The organism is Geomonas terrae (assembly GCF_004791675.1).
GTDB lineage: Bacteria > Desulfobacterota > Desulfuromonadia > Geobacterales > Geobacteraceae > Geomonas > Geomonas edaphica.
In genome coordinates, this window is record NZ_SRSC01000003.1 from 352,244 (window position 1) to 374,354 (window position 22,111).

20 protein-coding genes are annotated in these 22,111 nt (G+C 61.1%); 17 read left to right on the forward strand and 3 right to left on the reverse strand.

Translation table 11 applies throughout. From position 1 onward, the window contains the following. Positions 1-3: 3 nt before the first annotated feature. On the forward strand, positions 4-393 hold the full coding sequence (locus E4633_RS13335) for a hypothetical protein (protein WP_135870815.1): 390 nt from the start codon (positions 4-6) through the stop codon (positions 391-393). Here E4633_RS13335 and E4633_RS13340 read toward each other — a convergent pair. Beyond that, positions 390-854 carry a metallophosphoesterase family protein gene (locus tag E4633_RS13340; protein WP_135870817.1) on the reverse strand — a complete coding sequence of 155 codons (465 nt, stop codon included), beginning with the start codon at positions 852-854 and terminating at the stop codon, positions 390-392. The two genes, E4633_RS13335 and E4633_RS13340, sit on opposite strands and share 4 nt — an antisense overlap. A 232-nt stretch (positions 855-1,086) precedes the next feature. Between E4633_RS13340 and sppA the strand changes: the two genes are divergently transcribed. The 12 genes from sppA (at position 1,087) to E4633_RS13400 (ending at position 11,374) form a co-directional block, all read left to right on the forward strand. Then, positions 1,087-1,968, forward strand: coding sequence for a signal peptide peptidase SppA (gene sppA / locus E4633_RS13345; protein WP_135870819.1), 882 nt, complete (start codon positions 1,087-1,089; stop codon positions 1,966-1,968). A gap of 70 nt (positions 1,969-2,038) precedes the next feature. Then, positions 2,039-2,575: a YceD family protein gene (locus tag E4633_RS13350; RefSeq protein WP_135870821.1), complete on the forward strand. Its 537-nt coding sequence runs from the start codon at positions 2,039-2,041 to the stop codon at positions 2,573-2,575. A gap of 13 nt (positions 2,576-2,588) precedes the next feature. Then, a complete protein-coding gene (gene rpmF / locus E4633_RS13355) occupies positions 2,589-2,771 on the forward strand; it encodes a 50S ribosomal protein L32 (RefSeq protein ID WP_015721360.1) in 183 nt (60 codons plus the stop codon). A 51-nt stretch (positions 2,772-2,822) separates the two neighbouring features. Beyond that, the gene (gene plsX, locus E4633_RS13360) at positions 2,823-3,881 is read left to right on the forward strand and encodes a phosphate acyltransferase PlsX (RefSeq protein ID WP_135870823.1); all 1,059 of its coding nucleotides are present in this window, start codon (positions 2,823-2,825) and stop codon (positions 3,879-3,881) included. After that, positions 3,878-4,858, forward strand: coding sequence for a beta-ketoacyl-ACP synthase III (locus tag E4633_RS13365; protein ID WP_135870825.1), 981 nt, complete (start codon positions 3,878-3,880; stop codon positions 4,856-4,858). The genes plsX and E4633_RS13365 overlap by 4 nt, the downstream gene beginning before the upstream one ends. Positions 4,859-4,999: 141 nt before the next feature. Next, the gene (fabD, locus tag E4633_RS13370) at positions 5,000-5,935 is read left to right on the forward strand and encodes an ACP S-malonyltransferase (protein WP_135870827.1); all 936 of its coding nucleotides are present in this window, start codon (positions 5,000-5,002) and stop codon (positions 5,933-5,935) included. Further along, entirely contained in the window at positions 5,932-6,672 is a 741-nt protein-coding gene (gene fabG / locus E4633_RS13375; protein ID WP_135870828.1) for a 3-oxoacyl-[acyl-carrier-protein] reductase, read from the forward strand. Before fabD ends, fabG begins: the two co-directional genes overlap by 4 nt. Before the next feature lie 139 nt (positions 6,673-6,811). Further along, positions 6,812-7,045 (forward strand): acyl carrier protein, encoded by a 234-nt coding sequence (gene acpP / locus E4633_RS13380; protein WP_012531540.1) that lies wholly within the window; start codon positions 6,812-6,814, stop codon positions 7,043-7,045. Positions 7,046-7,129: 84 nt separating this feature from the next. Next, positions 7,130-8,362, forward strand: coding sequence for a beta-ketoacyl-ACP synthase II (gene fabF / locus E4633_RS13385; protein ID WP_135870830.1), 1,233 nt, complete (start codon positions 7,130-7,132; stop codon positions 8,360-8,362). A 3-nt stretch (positions 8,363-8,365) separates the two neighbouring features. Then, positions 8,366-8,812, forward strand: coding sequence for a ribose 5-phosphate isomerase B (gene rpiB, locus E4633_RS13390; protein WP_135870833.1), 447 nt, complete (start codon positions 8,366-8,368; stop codon positions 8,810-8,812). Between the two features lie 127 nt (positions 8,813-8,939). Beyond that, the gene (gene glyA, locus E4633_RS13395) at positions 8,940-10,187 is read left to right on the forward strand and encodes a serine hydroxymethyltransferase (RefSeq protein ID WP_135870834.1); all 1,248 of its coding nucleotides are present in this window, start codon (positions 8,940-8,942) and stop codon (positions 10,185-10,187) included. Between the two features lie 299 nt (positions 10,188-10,486). Next, on the forward strand, positions 10,487-11,374 hold the full coding sequence (locus E4633_RS13400; protein WP_135870837.1) for a radical SAM protein: 888 nt from the start codon (positions 10,487-10,489) through the stop codon (positions 11,372-11,374). Positions 11,375-11,381: 7 nt separating this feature from the next. Here the strand turns inward: E4633_RS13400 and E4633_RS13405 are convergent, their stop codons facing one another. Further along, a complete protein-coding gene (locus tag E4633_RS13405) occupies positions 11,382-11,843 on the reverse strand; it encodes a hypothetical protein (protein WP_135870839.1) in 462 nt (153 codons plus the stop codon). A 364-nt stretch (positions 11,844-12,207) separates the two neighbouring features. Here E4633_RS13405 and E4633_RS13410 point away from each other — a divergent pair, with 364 nt between their 5' ends. From E4633_RS13410 to hisS, 3 genes are all read left to right on the forward strand, one after another. Continuing rightward, on the forward strand, positions 12,208-14,568 hold the full coding sequence (locus E4633_RS13410) for a DNA internalization-related competence protein ComEC/Rec2 (RefSeq protein WP_135871596.1): 2,361 nt from the start codon (positions 12,208-12,210) through the stop codon (positions 14,566-14,568). Between the two features lie 73 nt (positions 14,569-14,641). Beyond that, a complete protein-coding gene (locus E4633_RS13415) occupies positions 14,642-16,021 on the forward strand; it encodes a GGDEF domain-containing response regulator (RefSeq protein WP_135870841.1) in 1,380 nt (459 codons plus the stop codon). Between the two features lie 222 nt (positions 16,022-16,243). Further along, a complete protein-coding gene (hisS, locus tag E4633_RS13420) occupies positions 16,244-17,497 on the forward strand; it encodes a histidine--tRNA ligase (protein ID WP_135870843.1) in 1,254 nt (417 codons plus the stop codon). A gap of 109 nt (positions 17,498-17,606) precedes the next feature. On the opposite strand, the gene E4633_RS13425 is transcribed toward hisS, so the two are convergent. Beyond that, the gene (locus E4633_RS13425) at positions 17,607-18,305 is read right to left on the reverse strand and encodes a pirin family protein (RefSeq protein ID WP_135870845.1); all 699 of its coding nucleotides are present in this window, start codon (positions 18,303-18,305) and stop codon (positions 17,607-17,609) included. A gap of 294 nt (positions 18,306-18,599) precedes the next feature. On the opposite strand from E4633_RS13425, the gene dnaE reads away from it, so the two are divergent. After that, positions 18,600-22,073: a DNA polymerase III subunit alpha gene (dnaE, locus tag E4633_RS13430; RefSeq protein WP_135870847.1), complete on the forward strand. Its 3,474-nt coding sequence runs from the start codon at positions 18,600-18,602 to the stop codon at positions 22,071-22,073. The last annotated feature ends 38 nt before the right edge of the window (positions 22,074-22,111 follow it).

Sequence of the window (22,111 nt, forward strand, 5' to 3'; positions counted from 1 at the left end):
AGCATGGCAAAACAGATGAGACTTACTTGTTACGGAAGGGCAAAGAGTAAACCAGAGTGGGAAGCCCCGCTTTCGGGGGTGACCTTCGACATATTTTTCGCGGAACTGGCCCAGGAACTGGAGCGCTTCGGCATAGCACTGGAGCTTGGGGACGATCCCGGGCAGGTGATCGAGGTGAACGGCTACGGCGACCTGTTGAACTCGGTGCGCATCGCCTCGCCTTCCGACGGTATCAGCAACGTTTGCGTAGGGCACGTCATCGGCCAAAGCCCGCGCCTTGACCTCCATGAGGACATAAAGCGCGCCGTGAACCGCATCGCCTTCGCGCCTGAGACCGTGCCTCCCGATGACGAGAACCGCAAGGTCTGCCACAACTGCGGCTGCGGCTGCTAAAGAGGGAAAATCTCGGCGTGCGCCGTGGCGCCATCGACCGTGACGATGGCGTAGCTGCCGGGGAGGCCCTCCTTCAGAGCCCCGGGGTTGACCAGGAGCATCCCCTGCGCCGACTCGACCGCCGCCTGGTGCGTGTGGCCGTAGAGCACGACCGAGGCACCCACCTTCGTCCCCTGGTCGATCAGCTGCTTCAGGCCGCTTTTCACCTGCTGCCGGTATCCGTGCGTCACCAGGATGCGGCACGCCCCGAATTCCAGGGTGAGCTCGGCGGGGACGCGCCGGTCCATGTCGCAGTTACCCGCCACGCGGTGCACCGGCACCGCAAGCACTTCCTCCATGAGGCGTGCGTCTTCGCATCCGTCCCCCAGATGAACGATATGATCCACCGGACCCGCCTGCTGGTGCGCCTTGAAGGCGTGGGCGTAGTTGCCGTGACTGTCTGAAATCACCAGTACTCTCATAATTCCTCTTACATCTATCGCGTCAGAGACATCGGCGCCGGCCGAGCCGCTCGACAATAAGTTTTTGCGCCGCATCCCGCTTGGTGTACAGTTGTTGGCGTTGATCGGGCCATGTCTTTGTTCTTCCTTGTTCAGATATAGGACATTGTCCCGTCAAATGACAAGCAAAATAAGCTGTAAACAGTTGACTTGATAAGGGTGATCGAGTATTGCCGATACTAACGGAGGCGTCATGAGGAAGTTGTTGTTATGGATACTCGCCCTGGTTCTTGGCTTGTCTTTGCTTTTCGCGGCCTGTGTCGCGGTGGTCAGCGCCCTCATAGGCGATGACGACACGCTGGCCGGCGGCGATGGGATCGGCGTCGTGGAGCTCAAGGGGGCCATCATCGACGGCCAGGAGGTAATACGGCAGCTGCGCAGCATGAAAAAGGACGAACACGTGAAGGCGGTGGTCTTCCGTGTCGATTCCCCGGGAGGCGTGGTCGGTCCCTCCCAGGAGATCTACGCGGCGGTGAAGGACCTCGCCAAAACGAAGAAGGTGGTGGTCTCCATGGGGAGCGTCGCCGCCTCGGGCGGGTACTACGTCTCCGCTCCCGCCACCCTCATCTATGCGAACCCGGGCACCATCACCGGTAGCATCGGCGTCTTGATGAAGTTCTCCAACATCGAGGGGCTCATGGACAAGGTCGGCATGAAGGCCTACACCATCAAGACCGGCAAGTTCAAGGATACCGGCTCCCCCGCCCGCGCCATGACCGACGAGGAGAGGGCCATGCTGCAGGGGGTGATCGACTCGACGCACGGCCAGTTCGTGAAGGCGGTGGCGCAGGGGAGAAAGCTTCCAGAGGAGACGGTGCGCGCCATCGCCGACGGCAGGATCTTCTCCGGCGAACAGGCGCTCGCCCTGAAGCTTGTGGACCGCATCGGCTCCATGCAGGACGCCATCGACGAGGCGGCGCGCTTAGGCGGCATCAAGGGAGAGCCGAGGCTCATCCGGACCCCGAAGAAGAAGGGTAAGCTTGTGGACATGCTGGTTGAAGGAGCCGCTGGCAGGCTTGGTGTCCTCACAGGCGCAGACAGCGGCGTCAGTGTGGACTACAGGATGGGGTGGTAACTAGATTTACCTTGACAAAAAAACCACCATCTCTATACTGAGAAACTTTGAAAATGAGGGAGAGCTTCCTTTGAAGATTGAGATAGAGAAGGTGAAAAAGAAGCAGCTCGACCTCTCGGAGGTGGAGCCGGCTTCGCACTTCCCGGTCCTGGTGGCAATGGAAGCGGCCGGCGAGTGTACCTTCACCGCACCGGTCAGCGCCAAGGTCACCGCGGTATGGGAATACGACCATGTGCGGGCGACCGGGCACGTTGAGAGTGCAGCACGCCTCACCTGCTCCCGCTGCCTCGCCGAGTATGACTTACCGCTCACCTCTGACTTCACCATCTTCTACACCGAGGGTGAGGATGAAGGTTCCGAGGATGAAGTAGAGCTCTCCGACGAGGAGCTGATCTCCGCCACCTATACCGGTGACGAGATCGACATGGCCCCCGAGATCGCCGAACAGGTGATGCTGGAGGTGCCGTACAAGCCACTATGCAGCGAATCGTGCAAAGGGCTCTGCCCCGAGTGCGGTGCTGACCTGAACGCCGGAGAATGCGGCTGCGATCGCGGCGGGATAAACCTGAAGATGGCCGCCCTGAAGAAGATCAAGATAGAAAAGTAAAAAGGAGAACATCATGGCTGTACCTAAGAAGAAAACCTCCAAGTCGCGCAAGAACATGAGGCGTGCACACGACTTCCTGACCGCTCCCACCGTCTCGACCTGCCCCCAGTGCAAGGCTCCGAAGCTGCCGCATTGCGTCTGCCCGTCCTGCGGTACTTACAAGGGACGCCAGGTGCTGAAGGCTGAAGAGCTCTAGGATTTCGATTTCACAGCCGTGACTGTTCGAAATCCGCTCCCTAGGGGAAATATGAGAGTTGCTGTCGATGTAATGGGGGGCGACAACGCCCCTCATGTTGAAGTTGAAGGTGCAGTAGCTGCTGCCAGAGAGTTTGGCATCCCGGTCACTCTGGTCGGTGATGTCGAAAAGGTGCAGGCCGAGCTGGCCCGCCATGACTGCAAAGGGCTGGATATCGAAGTGTGGCATGCCTCGGAAGTAGTGGGCATGCACGACTCCGCTTCCGACGCGGTACGCAAGAAGAAGGATTCCTCCATCCGCGTCGCCTTCGAGCTCGTAAAAGGTGGCGAGGCGGTGGCCGTCGTCAGCGCCGGCAACTCCGGTGCCACCATGGCGGCCGGCATGTTCGTGCTGAAGCGGATGAAGGGGATCGATCGCGCCGCGATCGCCCAGCTCTTCCCCACCGTAACCGGTAAAACCCTCGTTCTCGACGTCGGCGGCAACGTCGACTGCAAGCCGATCCATCTGGTTCAGTTCGCCGTCATGGGCGAGGTGTACGCCAGATTCGTCATGGGCGTCGACAAACCCCGCGTCGGCCTTCTCTCCAACGGTGAGGAGGACAGCAAGGGGAACGAGCTCACCCGCGAAACCAGCGCACTTCTGCGCGAAAAGCCCATCAACTACATAGGTTACGTGGAAGGCCGGGACATCTTCAACGGCTCCGTCGACGTCGTGGTCTGCGACGGCTTCGTCGGCAACGTGGCTTTGAAGCTTTCCGAGGGGTTGGCCGAGGCCGTGGGCAAGATGCTTAGGGCCGAGATCAAGGCGAGCCTTCTGTCCCAGATCGGCTACTTCCTTAGCCGTAAGGCGTTCAAGAACTTCAAGAAAACCGTAGACTATGCCGAGTACGGCGGAGCGCCTCTGCTTGGGATCAACGGCGTGGGGATGATCTGCCACGGCGGTTCGAATACCAAGGCGATCAAGAACGCGATCCGCTTTGCCCATGAATACGCGCTCAAAGGGGTCAACAGCCGCATGGCGGAAAAGCTCAACGAGAGCTTCCCCGGTGAGCCGCGCGAGCGAGCCGGCGCCCAGAACCCGGACGCCGCAACAGAAAGGGTAGCTTCATGATTAGAGCAAGAATCACCGGAACCGGCTCCGCCGTTCCGGAGAAAGTGCTGACCAACTTCGATCTTGAAAAAATGATGGACACCAGCGACGAGTGGATCGTCACGAGGACCGGTATCCGGGAACGCCGCATAGCCGCGGAGGGGGAGTACACCTCGACCTTCGCCATCGCTGCCGCGGAGAAGGCGCTTGCCGCCGCCGGGGTTAAGGCCGAGGAGATCGACCTCATCGTCGTGGGTACCCTGACCCCCGACTTCCCGTTCCCCGCCACCGCCTGCATCGTGCAACAAGCCCTCAAGGCCACCAACGCCTTCTGCTTCGATCTCTCCGCTGCCTGCTCCGGTTTCATCTACGCCCTCTCCACCGCCGACAAGTTCATCCGCTCCGGACAGGTGAAAAAGGCGCTCGTGATCGGTGCCGAGGTGCTTTCCCGCATCGTCGACTGGTCCGACCGCAACACCTGCCTGCTCTTTGGCGACGGTGCCGGCGCGGTGGTGCTCGAGGCGCAGGAGGGGGACCACGGTGTCCTCTCCACGCACATGCACTCCGACGGCAACTACTGGGAGATCCTGTACCAGAAGGGCCCGGGCAACCGCAAACCCGCCACGCACCAGAACGTGGACGACAAGCTGGTCTACCTGACCATGCAGGGTAACGAGGTGTTCAAGCTTGCGGTTCGCGCCATGGGCGAGGTCGCCCAGGAGGCCCTGGAGGCCAACGGCTTCACCCCCGACGACGTAACGCTCTTCATCCCGCACCAGGCGAACCAGAGGATCGTCGACTCCGTCGGCAAGCGTCTCGGCATCACCGGCGAGCGCGTCTTCGTGAACCTGGACCGTTACGGCAACACCTCCGCGGCGTCGATACCCATCGCGCTGGACGAGGCGGTGCGTGCTGGTCGACTCAAAGAAGGGGACTTGCTGCTGCTTGACGCCTTCGGCGGCGGTCTCACCTGGGGCTCCGCGCTGATCCGCTGGTAGGCCTGGGACCGTAGGCCACAGGCCGTGTCCACCGTAGCCTTGGCGGAGGTGCTGTCGGACTTGTCCGCCGTAGCCTTGGCGAAGGTGGATCGCCACCTTGGCCAGACGCCTGGCTCCCACTAAAAAGAAAAGAGGTCATCTATGCAATCCTATGCATTCATCTTCCCGGGACAGGGCTCCCAGCACGCCGGGATGGGGAAGGACCTGGCCGATAACTTCAAGACCGCCCGGGTCACCTTCGAGGAGGCCGACGACGCGCTCGGCTTCTCCCTCTCCAAGCTCTGCTTCGAAGGGCCCGAGGATGAGCTGAAGCTTACCGCCAACACCCAGCCCGCCATCCTGGCGGCGAGCGTCGCGGCGCTCAGGGTGCTGAGGGAGGAATCCTCGCTTGTGCCTTCCTTCCTGGCCGGTCACTCACTTGGCGAGTACTCCGCACTGGTCGCTTCCGGCGCGCTCGACTTTGCCGATGCGCTGAGGACCGTGCGTGCCCGCGGCAGCTACATGCAGGACGCAGTACCCATCGGCGTTGGCGCCATGGCTGCGATCCTCGGTGCCGAGGCCGAGGTCCTCAAGGAAATCTGCGCCGAGGCGGCGCAGGGCGAGGTCGTTTCCCCTGCCAACTTCAACTCCCCCGGCCAGATCGTGGTCGCAGGGCACACCGGTGCCGTGAACCGCGCCATCGACATCGCGAAGGCGAGGGGGTTCAGGAAGGCCATGCTTCTCCCGGTATCCGCCCCCTTCCACTGCGCCCTGATGAAGCCCGCCGCGGACCGTCTGGCCCAGACCCTCGAGGCGGTCGCCGTAGGCGCCATGACCGCCCCGGTGGTGAGCAACGTCGAGGCGAAGCCCAATGCCGACGCGGGACGCGTGAAGCAGCTTCTCGTCGAGCAGGTCTGCGCGCCGGTCCTTTGGGAGCAGATCATCCAGAATATCGTCGCCGCCGGCGTCACCAACTTCGTCGAGATCGGCCCGGGCAAAGTGCTCGCAGGTCTCGTGAAGAGGATCGACAAGGAAACCTCCTGCGCCAACGTGCAGGACGCAGCCGGGGTAAAAGCGTTGACGGAGGTGGCACAATGAGTCTTAACGGACAGGTAGCAGTGATAACCGGCGCCTCCCGCGGCATCGGTCGCGCCATCGCGATGAAACTTGCCGCAGAAGGGGCCGCAGTGGTCGTCACCGCGACCAGCGAAGCGGGCGCCGCCAAGACCGCCGAAGAGATCGTCGCCGCAGGTGGCAAGGCGCTCGCCGTCAAGGTGGACGTCTCCGTGGTCGCCGAGGTAGAGGGGCTCTTCAAGCAGGCCGTCGAGGCCTTCGGCAAGGTCGATATCCTGGTCAACAACGCAGGCATCACCAAGGACGGGCTGCTCCTCAGGATGAAGGAAGAGGACTGGGATGCGGTCCTCGACGTGAACCTGAAGGGTTGCTTCAACTGCACCCGCGAGGCCGCGAAGCTCATGTCCAAGGCGCGCTACGGCAGGATCGTCAACGTCTCCTCCGTGGTCGGCGAGATGGGTAACCCCGGCCAGGCCAACTACTGCGCCTCCAAGGCGGGCATGATCGGCCTCACCAAGTCGGTGGCGAAAGAGCTCGCAAGGAGAAACGTCACCGTCAACGCGGTCACCCCTGGTTTCATCGAGACCGACATGACCGCGGAGCTCTCCGAGAAGACCAGAGAAGCGCTCCAGGAGCAGATCCCGATGGGAAGGCTTGGCAGCTCCGATGACATAGCGGGGGCTGTACTGTTCCTCGTTTCCGACGCCGCGGCATACGTCACCGGACACGTACTTTCGGTGAACGGCGGCATGTACATGTGATGTCGCAAACGGCGTTCTTTTTTACTTTCAGCGCCAAAAATACCTTTTGCAAATTCTGCTTTTCATGCTATGAAATAGCAGTCTTTCGGCAAAGCAAAACTAAAAACGTCTGACGTTACAATCAAATGGAGGTAATTGAATGGCTTCGATCGAGAAACGCATTAAAGAGATAGTCGCTGAGCAGCTTGGTGTTGACGAGGCTCAGGTGACCAACGAGTCCTCCTTCATGGACGACCTGGGCGCCGACTCCCTGGATACCGTGGAACTGGTGATGGCACTTGAGGAAGAGTTCGAAATCGAGATCTCCGACGAGGATGCCGAGAAGATCCAGTCGGTACAGGACGCAATCGACTACATCACTGATCACACCTAGTAGAGAGGGGGGAGTTATGCTTCCCCTTTTTCATGTCGCCTTCGGGCGTGCGTGAGTCAAAAGCAACCAAGGAGAGTTCAGAGTATGAGAAGAGTTGTTGTCACGGGGGTAGGCGTGGTCTCCCCGCTGGGGACCGGTAACGGAAAGAACTGGGATGCCCTCGTGGCCGGTACGTCCGGCATTGCTCCCATCACCCGTTTTGATGCCTCCGACCTGCCGGTGAGAATCGCTGGCGAGGTCAAGGACTTCGTCGCCGAGGATTTCATCGACAAGAAAGAGATCAAGAAGATGGATCTCTTCATCCAGTACGCCCTCGCTGCGGCCCACTTCGCGATGGAAGACTCCGGTCTGCAGATCACCGAGGAGAACGCCGAGCGTGTCGGCGTCCTTGTGGGTGCGGGCCTTGGCGGTCTTCCCGCCATCGAGCGTTACCACAGCGCGCTGCTGGAAGGCGGGTACAAGAAGGTTTCCCCCTTCTTCATCCCGATGCTGATCATCAACCTGGCTCCGGGGCACATCTCCATCAAGTACGGGGCAAAAGGCCCGAACGTTTCCTCCGTTTCCGCCTGTGCGACCGGCACCCATTCCATCGGTGACGCGTACCACATGATCCAGCGCGGCGATGCCGACGCCATGATCGCGGGCGGCACCGAATCGACGGTGACACCGCTGGGTATCGGCGGGTTCTCCGTGATGAAGGCGCTCTCCACCAACAACGAGAACCCGGCCGGTGCGTCGCGTCCGTTCGACAAGGGGAGGGACGGCTTCGTCCTGTCCGAGGGCTCCGGTATCGTGGTGCTCGAGGAGTACGAGGCGGCCAAGGCGCGCGGCGCCAAGATCTACGGCGAAATCGTGGGCTATGGCCTTTCCGGCGATGCCTATCACCTGACTTCTCCCGCCCCGGGCGGTGAGGGGGCGGCGCGCTGCATGAAGATGGCGCTGCGTACTGCGGGCATCAACCCGGAGCAGGTCGACTACATCAACGCCCACGGCACCTCGACTCCCTACGGCGACCTCGGCGAGACTACGGCGATCCACACCGTTTTCGGCGATCACGCAACCAAACTGATGGTCTCTTCCACCAAATCGATGACCGGTCACCTGCTCGGTGCTGCCGGCGGCGTCGAGGCGGTCTTCTCGCTCTTGGCGATGAAGAACTCCGTCGTCCCGCCGACCATCAACTACAACGAGCCGGACCCCGAGTGCGATCTCGACTACGTGCCGAACACCGCACGCGAGGCGAAGGTGGAGTACGCGATGAGCAACTCCTTCGGCTTCGGCGGCACCAACGCCTCGCTTCTTTTCAAGAGGGTCTAACGGATGATAGTTCTTGGAAGCGATCACGGCGGCCTCGATCTGAAGAACGAGATAAAGAAACTCCTCGAAGAGCGCGGGCTTCCCTGCGAAGACCTCGGTACACATAACGGCGACTCGGTCGACTACCCCGATTTCGGGGAGGCCGTGGCGCGCCGCGTCTCCGAGGGGAGTGCCGAGAAGGGTATCCTCGTCTGCGGTACCGGCATCGGGATGTCCATCGTCGCCAACAAGTTCCCCGGCATCCGCGCGGCACTTGCCACCGACGTCTTCATGGCCACCATGGCCAAGGAGCATAACAACGCCAACATCCTGGTGCTGGGCGGCCGCGTTTTGGAAGTCGAGAAGGCGCGCGAGATGGTGGTGGCCTGGCTCGACACCGAGTACGCCGCGGGCAGGCACCAGAACCGTCTGGACAAGATCACCGCCCTGGAACGCGAACTTAAGGGATAACCGTCGGGCTCCGATAAAGGTTTTTCGGTAGGGCGGCACTGGAAAGACAAACGATTCTGAAGCAAAGAACGGGACTCCCAGAGTCCCGTTTTCCTATTTCACCAGCATTTTTTAGGAGAGATCAGACATGTCAGTACTGGAAACATTCGACCCGGCAGTGGCGGAAGTCATCAAGCACGAGACGGAGCGCCAGGAGTACAACCTCGAACTGATCGCCTCGGAGAACTTCGTTTCCCAGGCGGTGCTTGAGGCGCAGGGCTCGGTCCTCACCAACAAGTACGCCGAAGGGTATCCCGGCAAGCGTTACTACGGCGGCTGCCACGAAGTGGACAAGGTCGAGAACCTCGCCATCGAGCGCGCCAAGGAGCTCTTCGGCGCGGACCACGTCAACGTCCAGCCGCACTCCGGTTCCCAGGCCAACATGGCGGTCTACTTCTCCGTGCTGAAGCCGGGCGACACCGTGCTCGGCATGAACCTGGCCCACGGCGGGCACCTGACCCACGGCTCCCCGGTCAACTTCTCCGGCAAGCTCTTCAACATCGTCCCCTACGGCGTCTCCCAGGAGACCCAGACCATCGATTATGAAGAGTGCGAGCGTCTCGCCATTGAGCACAAGCCGAAGATGATCGTGGTCGGCGCATCCGCCTACCCGCGCATCATCGACTTCGAGGCCTTCCGTCGTATCGCCGACAAGGTGGGCGCCGTGGTCATGGTAGACATGGCCCACATCGCGGGTCTCGTTGCCGCCGGCATCCACCCGAGCCCGGTTCCCTACGCCGAGTTCGTGACCACCACCACCCACAAGACGCTGCGCGGACCGCGCGGCGGCATGATCATGTGCCGCGAGGACTGGGCGAAGACCCTGAACTCCAACATCTTCCCCGGCATCCAGGGCGGCCCGCTCATGCACGTGATCGCCGCCAAGGCGGTCGCCTTCAAAGAGGCGCTTGCCCCCGAGTTCAAGCAGTACCAGCAGCAGATCGTGAAGAACGCCCAGGCGCTCGCCGCAGGCCTCATGAGCCGCGGCTTCAAGCTCACCTCCGGCGGCACCGACAACCACCTGATGCTGGTCGACCTCTCCCAGACCGAGCTGACCGGCAAGGTTGCCGAGGAGGCGCTCGACCGCGCAGGCATCACCGTGAACAAGAACGGCATCCCCTTCGACACCCGCTCGCCGTTCATCACCTCCGGCATCCGTATCGGCACCCCGGCGGCCACGAGCCACGGTCTGAAAGAAGCCGAGATGGAGCAGGTGGCAGGGTTCATCGCCGAAGTGCTCGGCAACGTGGGTGACGAGGCGAAGCTCGCCGCTGTGAAGACCCAGGTGAACGCGCTGATGAAGCGCTTCCCGATGTACGCCGACCGTCTCGCCTAACAAGGGGCGGTATCGATAGCAGGAAAAAGGGAAGGGGGGCGACGCAAGTCGCCCCCCTTTTTTCGCAGGTTGTCGAAGAGTTTCGGGTAGGCAGGTATAGGCCTACAGCGCTCCGCCGATGAACTCACGCTCCCCCCTTTGCGAAGGGGGGACGGGGGGACGGGGGGATTTGCTTTTTGTCCGGTTCCGGCCGGTTGAATGGACTCCATAAATTTTTTATAGAATCAGCCCGCCGTTATCCGTTAAAGTGTCACGCGACCGGTAGGTTTCGGGAACCTCATCTTTCAGGCGGAGCTGCCATGTACTTCTTCCACTACGACGAGCCCCTCTTTCGGCCACCCTCCGAGGCGGGAAGCCTCATCTTCCAGATCACCATCGGCTGCTCCCAGAACCGTTGCAAGTTCTGCGGCATGTACAAGATGAAGCGCTTCCGGGTGCGTCCTCTCGACGAGATCGTGGCGGAGGTCCGCTCGATACCGCCGCGCTACCGTGACGCGGTCCGGCGCGTATTCCTCGCCGACGGCGACGCCCTCATCTACCCGCAGGAGGGGCTCGCGCTGATCCTGGAGGAGCTGAACGAGGTCTTTCCGTCCCTCACCCGTGTCGGCGCCTACGCCTCACCCAACAGCCTGAACGGCAAGAGCAAGGAAGACCTGCAGGTGCTCCGCGCGAAGAAGCTCCGCATCCTCTACTTCGGTCTGGAAAGCGGCGACCCCGAAACGCTGCACCTGGTGGACAAGGGGTTCACGCCGCAAGAGATGCTGGAGCAGTGCCGCAAGGCCATGGCCGCCGGGATGAAACTGTCGGTGACCGCGATCCTCGGGCTTGCCGGTAAGAAGCGAAGCGCGGAACACGCGGCGGCGACGGCACGATGGATCACCGCACTTTCGCCCGAGTACTTTTCCCTTCTCACCATGTTCCAGCGTCACAACGACGACTTCCTCAGACTGATCGAGCCTCTGAGTCACGGCGAGATTTTGCTCGAAACCCGGGCTCTTCTCGAGCGCCTTGAGCCGCAGGGGACCATCCTGCGCTCGAACCACGTCTCCAATTTTCTGGAGCTTGCCGGTAGCTACCCGAAAGACCGGCAGCGCCTCATCGACACAGTCGACGCCGCCCTCGCAAAAGCAAAAAGGGACCCCCGCTGGTGTGCGGAGATCCCTTCGTATCAGGAGGAGTACTACTAGAGATTATCTATCTGGCGGGGACGCCGCACAGTTTCAGCTCGCTCTCAAGCTTCTCCTGGGAGATGCCGAGCACCCTGCATGCCTTGTCGCGGTCGCTCTGGTAGCGCTCCATCACCATGAGCAAAAGGGCCTTCTTCAGCGAGATGGAGAGCTTGTCCATCACCCCTTGTCCCTGGTTCGCCGTCAGGGTGGAGACGAGCGGTTCGAGGTTCTTCTGGAACAGCGCCGCGCTTTCATTCATGCCCTGTTCGCGCTTCGTTTCGGTCCGCTTGAGGCGCACCACGTTGCCAACACACTGATCCATGTTGTCCTGCACGAAGCGTAGCGTGTCCCAGTGGCTGTCCACGGTCATGAGGCGAATGTCGTCCTCGGTCCCTTCCGGAGCACCCTTCTTCCTCAAACGAACTTCCATGATGGTATATGCGTAGGAGCCGGACCTCTCGCTTGCGCTGCGATCTCTGTATGCCATGATGTCCCCCCTTGTTGCCGTTTTCTCCTTACTTTTCAACTGGCGTACCAAAATCGCACATTCTTCCGTCTGTGTCGTAAGTGACTGTTATCCAACGGTTTTGTAGGCCTTGTTGCGGGCGCCTACGGCAATGACAAAACCGGGCCGTCTGTACTAAAGCTGCACAAGGTTTTACTGTCGGAGGGTATAAGGCATGTAATTTCAGTTGCTTATGCGGATGTCGAACTGTGAACAGCTTGAACTTGCTGAGCAGATGCCGTTGTGCAGGGGAGGGGGGATGCTATAACATTCGTTGAATTTAATCATTCCTGGGGCGCCGCGTTTATGCCCCCCAAGGGGGTGTCACCTGGAGAAACCGCTTTTGGTGCCTCTTAGCTCATTGGTGGCCGGGCTTGTTCTGGCTGACCTGCTCGACATCGCCATCCCGTCCTGGCCTGCCGTAGCCCTGCTCGCCTTAACCTTAGCCGCCTGCTTCGTCAGATCCCGTTTCCCTTTCACACTATCCATTGCCGCCTTCTTCATGGTCTGGGGTGTACTGTCCATGAAGCCCTTCCTGCGACCGGTCGACGCGCTCGCCGCCTTCATCCGGGATCGACCGGTTGTGGTGGAAGGGTACGTAGATGCGCGCGTCGAGGGAGCGGCTCATGGTGGAAGCAGGATCTACCTGAGCGTGGATAAGATCGCGGAAGACGACCGCAAGTACGCTGCGAGGGGACGACTGCTGGTTTACGTGAAATCGGGACGACCGAAACTCTTTACCGGAGACCGGGTCTGCCTTTCCACCCGCCTCAGGAAGCCGCGCAGCCTAGGGGTGCCCGGCGAGATCGACTACGCGCGGCGGCTCGCCTACCTGGGCGTCTTCGAAACCGGTTTCGTACCGGAAGCCGATGACATGGTGCTCCTGCACGCGGGAACCGGGTGGCGGTACGGCATCGACCTCCTTGCCGACAGGTTGGGGGACTTCATCATGTCGGTGGAACCTGGGACCGAGGGGGGCGTCCTGAAGGCGCTGCTGCTCGGCGACCGGGGGGATCTGTCGGAGCCGTTGCAGGAATCGTTTTCCCGCAGCGGCGTGAACCACATCCTCTCCATATCCGGCTTCCACGTCGGGGTCCTGTTTCTTACCCTGTTCAACGGACTCTACTTCCTGGCGCGTCGTTCCGAGTGGCTCGCCCTGCACGTGAGGTTGCGCCAGACCGTCCTGTTCACGTCGCTTCCCGTGGTGCTCTTTTACCTCTTTCTCTCCGGCGCCGCCCCCGCCACGCAGCGCAGCGTGCTGATGATCTTCGCCGCGGTTGCCGCACTGTACCTGAAGCGCGAACTGGACCCGGTGAACACCATCATGCTCGCTGCCTGCGCCATCCTTTTCACCGCTCCCGAGACCCTCTTCGACGTATCATTTCAGCTCTCCTTTCTGGCCATCTGGGGACTGGCAGTCCTGGCCCCGCCACTTTCCAGGTTCGTCGCCGCGAAGGGGAGGGCGCTGCGTTGGACGCTGCTTCTTTTTACCGCGTCTGCGGCCGCCATTCTCGCGACCTTCGTTCACGTGGCGTACTACTTCCGGCGCGTGTCCGTCATTGGTCTTGTAGCGAACCTTCTCGTGGTGCCGCTCATGGGGTACGGTGCCGTAGTCTTCGGTCTGTTGGGCCTTGCCGCGAGCGGGGTGGGGGAGGCGCCGGCCCGCCTGTTGCTGCACCTTGCCGCGCTGCACGTGCGCTGGGCGGACCAGATCGTTGTATATCTTTCCCGGGCACCGGTTCTGGAGGGATATGCCCCCGGGCGGCTCGACCTGCTCCTTGCGTGCCTCGCGCTCTTCGTGATCACCTTTGTCTCCTCCCTTCCGCAGCGTGTGGCCGCCGCAAGCCTCTTGCTCTTTGCACTGATCCTGCGCGCAGTGCCCGCGTCGAGCGCACCGGAGAGCGCCATGCGCATCTACTTCCTGAGCGTCGGGCAAGGGGATGCTGCGCTGGTGCATCTCCCCGCGGGGAAGTGGATGCTTGTTGACGGCGGCGGCAACGCGACGGACACCGAGGCGCGCGTCGGCCCGCGGGTACTCGTGCCGGCCCTGAGGGCACTTTCCGTGCGGCGCATCGACTACCTGGTGCTCTCACACGAGCATCCGGACCACCTGCAGGGCGTGGTGCACCTCGCCGCGTACTTCGAGATCGGTCAGTTCCTTGCGAGCCCGCTATTCTTCAGGTCACCGGATACGCAGCAACTGAAATGGATCCTGACCGCCCGTGGCGTTCCGGTCAAGCCTCTGGACCCGGAAGGAGGTCCGCTTCAGCTCGGCGGCGCCTTGCTGCGTCCTCTTTGGCCCCTCGCCGATAGCCGCGAAAGCTACACCGACGCGAACGAAGCATCCCTTGTCTTTCGCCTCTCTTATGGCCGGAGTGCCGTCCTTTTTACCGGTGACATCGGAGCCGACGCGGAGCGCGGACTCCTGGCGCGCCAAGCGGTCGAGCCCTGTTCCCTGCTTAAGGTTGCGCACCACGGCAGCAGATATTCTTCGACCGATTCCTTTCTAGCCGCAGTGCGACCCGCCGCAGCGGTCATCTCCGCCGGATACCGCAATACCTTCAGGCTCCCGGCACCGGCGACCCTACTCAGGCTGCAGCGGCAGGGTATCCGCACCTACCGCACCGATCAGGACGGCACGATAATCGCGATCTGCACGGCTGACGGCACACTTACAATTACGACCCCTTTGGGGCATTTTAATTGACACTCTAGAGCGCTATCTGCTAGTTTAGGCGGGCATTCTCACGTATACCCCGACGATCCAGGAGATCCGTAGCATGCAAAGGATTCTTTTAGTCGAAGACGATAGCTTTTTCCGAGAGGTCTATACCGACCTTCTTAAGGAGGACGGCTATAACGTCGATGTGGCCGCCTCAGGTGAAGAGGCGCTGGATATGATCGGGAGAGGCGGCTATCACCTCGTTGTCACCGACCTGGTGATGCGCGACGTGAGCGGCCTCGATATCCTCTCCGAAGTGAAACGGCTCGACCCCGCAACCGCAGTGATCATGGTCACCGGCCATGCCAACGTCGAGACCGCCATCTACGCCCTGAAAAACGGCGCCACCGATTACCTCATAAAGCCCATCAACCAGGACGAATTCCGCCACATCGTCAGCCACTGCATGGAACAGCGCAGGCTGCTCGACGAGAATCTCGAGCTTAAAGGGCTGGTTAACCTTTTCCAGGTGAGTCAGAACATCTCCAACTGTCTGGAACTGGAGCGCCTATACCAGATGCTCACCGACGCTCTGATGAAGGAAGTCGGCGTGAACCGGGCCATTGGTTATTTTGCCGAGAATGGGCAGCTGAAGCTGTGCGAGCTGAAGGGGATCGACGAGCTGAACGCGCATCTCCTGGGCCAGGCGGTCATCAGTGAAAGCGACCTGAGGGACGACGGCACCTCGCATCTGATCTACCTGCGGAACTTCCTGCCGGACGGTGCCGAATACGCGAGCGAGATCACCGAGGCGATGTGCCTCTACCTGCGCTACAAGTCGGACCTCCAGGGCGTGGTCATCCTGTTCAACGATCCCGGCGCCATGCTCCCGAGGGACATAAACCGCAAGCACATCTCCTTCCTGCTCGACCAGGGGCTGCTTGCCCTCGACAACGCCGTCCGCTACAACATCGCGAAAGACCTCCTCTACATCGACGAGCTGACCGGCCTGTACAACTACCGCTACCTCGACGTCGTACTGGAGCGCGAGCTGAAGCGCTGCGAGCGTTACGGCTCCAACCTCGGCGTGCTCTTCCTCGACATCGACCTCTTCAAATCGGTGAACGACAACTTCGGCCACCTGATCGGCAGCCGCGTACTGCGCGAGGTCGGCGCACTGGTGCGAAAGAGCGTGCGTGACGTCGATGCGGTGATCCGTTACGGCGGCGACGAGTACACTATCGTTCTCGTGGAGACCGGGATGGAAGGCGCGGCCATCGTCGCCGAACGTATCCGGAAGACCATCGAGTCGCACACCTTCGCGAAGGCCGACGGGCTCGCCATCAAGCTCACCGTGAGCCTTGGTTACGCGTGCGCGCCGGACGATGCCGGCACCAAGGCGGAGCTTCTGGAGATGGCGGACCAAGCGATGTACCGCGGCAAGAGCGCCGGGAAGAACAGGGCGTTCCACGCGGAAAGGCTGATCACGCCTCCCTGACGAAAGCGGTAGGGCGAATGGACGTGCAGCGGACCGGACAGCAGTCTATGCCGGTTTTTTTATTTTTAAGGCCTCAACGCAAAGGCGCGGAGGCGCGAAGGCGCAAAGGTAAAATCAAGGTAAAAGGTTTGCCGTTCCCCTATTTAGGTTTCTCTTAGCGGCTTTGCGGCTTTGCGTTAAAGTCTTCGTCTTAAATTTTGTGTGAGCAAGGAGAGCATCACCGTGGCAATCACCGGCATCAAGGGTTTCAATGACATCCTCCCGGGCGAGGTCGAGAAGTGGCAGCACATCGAGGCGACCGCGCGCCGGGTTTTCGAACTGTACGGACTTTCCGAGATCAGGATACCGATCATGGAGAAGACCGAGCTTTTCTGCCGCTCCATCGGCGACGCCACCGACATCGTGGAGAAGGAGATGTACTCCTTCGAGGACAAGGGCGGCAACAAGGTGACCCTGCGCCCGGAGGGGACAGCGTCGGTGATGCGCGCCTACGTGGAGCACAAGATGCACGCCCTCGACCCGGTTGCGCGCCTTTACTACATGGGGCCGATGTTCCGCTATGAGCGTCCGCAGAAAGGGCGTTACCGCCAGTTCCACCAGATCGGCGCCGAGATCACCGGTGTTGCGGCACCTACCGTCGACGCCCAGGTGCTCACCATGCTGACCCATTTCTTCCAGGAACTGGGGCTCACCGAGCCTAGCCTGCAGATCAACTCCCTTGGTTGCCCCTGCTGCCGTCCTGCCTACCGCGAGGCGCTCAAGAAGTTCCTGCTCGACCGCATCGACAAGCTCTGCGACGACTGCAAGCGCCGCTACGACACGAACCCGCTGCGCGCGCTCGACTGCAAGTCCGCCGGCTGCCAGGAGGCAACGAAGGGCGCACCCTCCATGCTCGACCACCTCTGCCCCGAGTGCGGCGACCACTTCGACAAGACGAGGAAATACCTTGAACTGGTCGGCACCCCGTACAGCATAAACCCGAGGATGGTGCGCGGCCTCGACTACTACACGAGGACCACCTTCGAGATGGTTACCACCATGCTCGGTTCCCAGAGCGCCGTTGCAGCTGGCGGCCGCTACGACGGGCTCATCTCCGAGATTGGCGGGCCGCAGATCCCCGGCATCGGCTTCGCCATGGGCGTCGAGCGCGTGGCGCTTTTGCTGGCCGAGAAGGATTTCTCGCGCCGTCCCGACCTCTTCATCGCGGCGCTTGGTGATGAGGCGCACTCCGAAGCCTTCCGCCTGATGAGCGCCTTGCAGCGCCTGGGGCTTGCGGTCGAGATCGACTACGAAGGGAAGAGCCTGAAGAGCCAGATGAGGCGCGCCGACAAGTTCAGCTCCCGCTTCACGCTGATCATCGGCGGCGACGAACTCGCCCGCGGCACCGCCCCCCTCAAGAACATGGACGTCGGCAACCAGGCCGAAGTTGCGCTGGACGCGGCCAGCATCCATGCCGCCATGAACGCCGGGGCCTAGCCTTTCCGGTCAAACACAACAGAAAAGGGGACAGGTTACTTTTTCAGGTAAAGTAGCCTGTCCCCTTTTGTCTCTGCCGCGATTGTTGTCACATCAATACTACTGTCGCTTACGGCAGTTCGAAAAGCAGTACCTCGCTTGCTTCCTTCCCGGTCAGACGCAGCACATCCTCGCTGCTGACCGCCGCCCCGTCGCCTGCTTCCAGGACATGACCGTTCACGAGCACCTTGCCGCGCGCCACCTGTACCCAGGCATGATGCTCCGCCGGAAGATGGTGGATGATCTCTTCGCCGGCTTTCAGAAGCGTCGCGTACAGCTTCGCATCCTGGTTGATGACAACCGAGCCGTTCTCCCCGTCCGGCGAGGCGATCAGGCGCAGGGCTCCCCGTTTCTCATCATCCGGAAAGAACTTCTGCTCGTAACTAGGCGTTAACCCTTCCCGCTCCGGCAGGATCCAGATCTGGAAGAAGTGCAGCGGGTCGGACTTGCTGTTGTTGAACTCGCTGTGGGTGATCCCGGTACCAGCGCTCATGCGCTGCAGCTCGCCGGGACGTATCACGGACCCGTTCCCCATGCTGTCGCGATGGGCCAGTTCCCCCTCAAGCACATACGAGATGATCTCCATGTCCCGGTGCGGGTGCGTAGGGAAGCCTATGCCCGGCTTGACCCGGTCCTCGTTGATGACCCGCAGGTTTCTGAAACCCATGTGGTGCGGGTCGTAGTAGTTTGCGAAGGAAAAGGTGTGATGGGTGTCGAGCCAGCCGTGGTCGGCGTGCCCCCTGTCTTCCGATCGTCTTACCGTGATCATGGCTTTTCTCCTCTCAGGTGATCACTCGTTTGATTTGATATGATTTGATATTGAATTATTCTGGCGATACTGTCAACGATTTATTCGCCGTCGTATGTAACCCGGCTTCAGTCGCCGCTCCTCTCAAATTATGTGAGCGCGAGGGCTACTGTGCATTGACACAGACTCCCGGTTAGTGCAGAATGTGGCGGCTATTTTCTCATCCGAACAGTGACTGGAGCCAGCAGAGCCAAGGGCTCCTTTTGTTGTTTTAATTCAGTCTTTTGTCTGTTTTTTGGTTAGGGCTTTCCTGTTATGGATTCAGCAAACTTCGTCCATCTCCATCTGCACTCCCAGTACTCCCTCCTGGACGGCGCCATCCGCATCGGCGATCTCGTCAAGAAGGCGAAGGAGTACCACATGCCTGCCGTGGCGGTCACCGACCACGGCAACATGTTCGGCTCCCTCGAGTTCTACCTCAAGGCGAAGGACAAGGGGATCAAGCCGATCCTCGGGAGCGAGGTGTACATCGCACCGGGCTCCCGCCTGGAAAAGAAGGCGCCGACCGGCGCCGAACCGGTCACGAGCTACCACCTAATCCTGCTGGCCGAGAACATGGTCGGCTTCAAGAACCTCTGCTACCTCACCTCCGCAGGCTACAAGGACGGCTTCTACCGTCGCCCCCGCATCGACAAGGAACTGCTGGAGAAACACAGGGAAGGGCTCATCTGCCTCTCCGCCTGCCTGCAGGGCGAGATCGCCTATCTCGCCGGCAGGAACAAGATGGAGGAGGCGAGAAACGCCGCGAAGTGGTACGCCGAGATGTTCCCGGGCTCCTACTACCTGGAGATCCAGGAGAACGGGCTCCCCGAGCAGACCATCGCGAACCAGAGGGTGATGGAAATCGCGCGCGAGCTGGATCTTCCGCTTGTCGCCACCAACGACTGCCATTACCTGAACAAAGAGGACGCGAAGGCGCACGAGATCCTTTTGTGCATCCAGACCGGGAAGACCATGAGCGACCCGAGCAGGATGCGCTTCACTACCGAGGCCTTCTACGTGAAGAGCCCGGAGGAGATGGCGAAGGATTTCCACTACTGCCCGGAGGCGCTCACCAACACCGTCAAGATCGCCGAGCGCTGCAACTACGAGTTCGACTTCAAGACTTATCACTTCCCGGCCTACGAGGCACCGCCGGGTGAGACCCTCGATGACCAGTTGGAGCGCGAGTCCATCGAAGGCCTCAAGCTGCGCCTCCAGAAGATCAAGATCAAGTACCCGAACCTGACCCCGGAGCAGGAGCAGTCCTACCACGACCGACTGCGCATCGAGCTTGACTGCATCAGGCAGATGGGGTTCCCGGGCTACTTCCTCATCGTTGCGGACTTCATCAACTGGGCCAAGGACCACGGCATCCCGGTCGGACCGGGCAGGGGCTCGGCGGCGGGTAGCCTCGTCGCCTTCTGCATCAGGATCACCGACATCGATCCCATGCCGTACAACCTGCTGTTCGAGCGATTCCTCAACCCGGAACGTATCTCCATGCCGGATATCGACGTCGACTTCTGCCAAGACCGCCGCGAAGAGGTGATCCAGTACATGGTCGACCGCTACGGTAGGGAGAAGGTGTGCCAGATCGCCGCCTTCGGTACCATGGCCGCCCGGGGCGTCATCCGCGACGTCGGGCGCGCGCTCGATCTAACCTTCGCCGACGTCGACAAGATCGCGAAGCTGGTTCCCGAGGTCCTCGGCATCACGCTCGAAAAGGCGCTCGAGCAGGAGCCCAAAATCAAGGAGCTGATGGCCGCCGACCCGAAGGTGAACGAGGTCATGACGGTCGCCCTGCGCCTTGAGGGGCTCGCGCGCCACATCTCGACCCACGCCGCAGGCCTCGTGGTCGCACCGAGGCAGATGGAGGATTTCTGCCCGGTCTACAAGGACCAGAAGACCGGCTCGCTGACCACGCAGTACTCGATGAAGTACGTCGAGAAGGTCGGCCTTGTGAAGTTCGACTTCCTGGGCCTCAAGAACCTCACCGTCATCGACAACGCCTGCAAGCACATCCGTAACGGCAAGGATCCGAACTTCGACATCACGCTCCTTACCGACGACGATCCCGAAACTTACAAGCTTTTGCAGGCCGGCAACACGACCGGCGTCTTCCAGCTCGAGTCGAGCGGCATGAAGGAGCTCCTGGTCAAGCTGAAGCCCTCCTGCTTCGAGGACATCATCGCGGTCTGCGCCCTCTACCGTCCGGGTCCGCTCGGCTCCGGCATGGTCGACGACTTCATCGAGCGAAAGCACGGCCGCAAGCAGACCGTCTACGATCTGCCACAGCTCGAGCCGGTCCTCAAGGACACCTACGGCGTCATCGTCTACCAGGAACAGGTCATGCAGATCTCCCGTTCCCTGGCCGGCTACTCGCTCGGCGGCGCGGACCTCCTGCGTCGCGCCATGGGTAAGAAGGACGCCGAGCAGATGGCGAAGGAGCGCCTGAAGTTCATGGAGGGGTCCGAAAAGCTCGGGCTCGATTCCAAGAAGTGCGCCGCCATCTTCGACCTCATGGCGAAGTTCGCCGAGTACGGCTTCAACAAGTCGCACTCCGCCGCCTACGCGCTCGTCGCCTACCAGACCGCGTACCTGAAGGCCCATTACCCGGTCGAGTTCATGGCCGCTCTCCTCACCGAGGACATGAGCAACACCGACAAGGTGATCAAGAGCATCGGCGACTGCCGCGAGATGGGCATCGAGGTGCTCCCGCCGGACATCAACGAGTCGCTGCGCTCTTTCCGCGTGTTGGAGAACGCCATGCGCTTCGGCCTTGGTGCCGTGAAGAACGTGGGGGAGGGGGCCATCGAGGCGATCCTCGAGGCGCGCGGGGACGAGCCGTTCAAGGACATCTTCGACTTCTGCGAACGCGTCGACCTGCGTCGCTGCAACAAGAGGGTGATCGAGGCACTGATAAAAAGCGGCGCCTTCGACTGCACCGGCGCGAAACGCGCGCAGCTGATGGCGGGACTCGACGACGCCGCCGCCCAGGGACAGCGCGTGCAGCAGGAGCGCGAGAGCGCGCAGGTCTCCTTATTCGGCATAGCCGAGATCCAGCGCGGCGCGAACGGCTCGGGGAACCGCCTTCCGGACATCCCGGAGTGGGACGAGAAATACCGGCTCGGGTGCGAGAAGGAGGCGATCGGCTTCTTCATCACCGGGCACCCCCTGGACCGCTACGTGGCTGACATGCGCCGCTTCTCTAATGTCGACTGTTCCTCGATCAACGAGGCAAAGGATAAGAGCGAGGTGAAGATCTGCGGCGTCCCCGCAAGTCTCAAGGAGATCATGACCAAGAAGGGGGACCGGATGGGGTTCATCACCCTCGAGGACCTGGTCGGCTCCCTGGAGGTCGTCGTCTTCTCCGATGTCTACGCCCGCTGCTCAGAGCACCTGAAGGGGGACGACCCCATTCACATCACCGGCACGGTCGAGCAAGGCGAGAAGGGGGCCAAGATCATGGCGAGCGACATCATGCTGTTGCGCGACCTGGTCGAGCGTGATACGCGCAGGGTGAACTTCACCATAGACGCGAAGGAAGCCGATACGGGCAAGCTCGACAGGCTGAAGGACATCATCTCGCGCTACCAGGGGATCTGTCGCAGCTTTCTGCACCTGGACATAGAGAACAGCTCGCGCGTAACCATCAAACTTTCCGACGTATACAAAGTGGCCGCTAGTGAAGAATTAACAGTGGAAGTGAGTAACCTCTTCGGCTATAATGCCGTGTCCTTCGAGTAGACTCAGGACGCATGCGGTTATTTTATTTGAGAACAAGG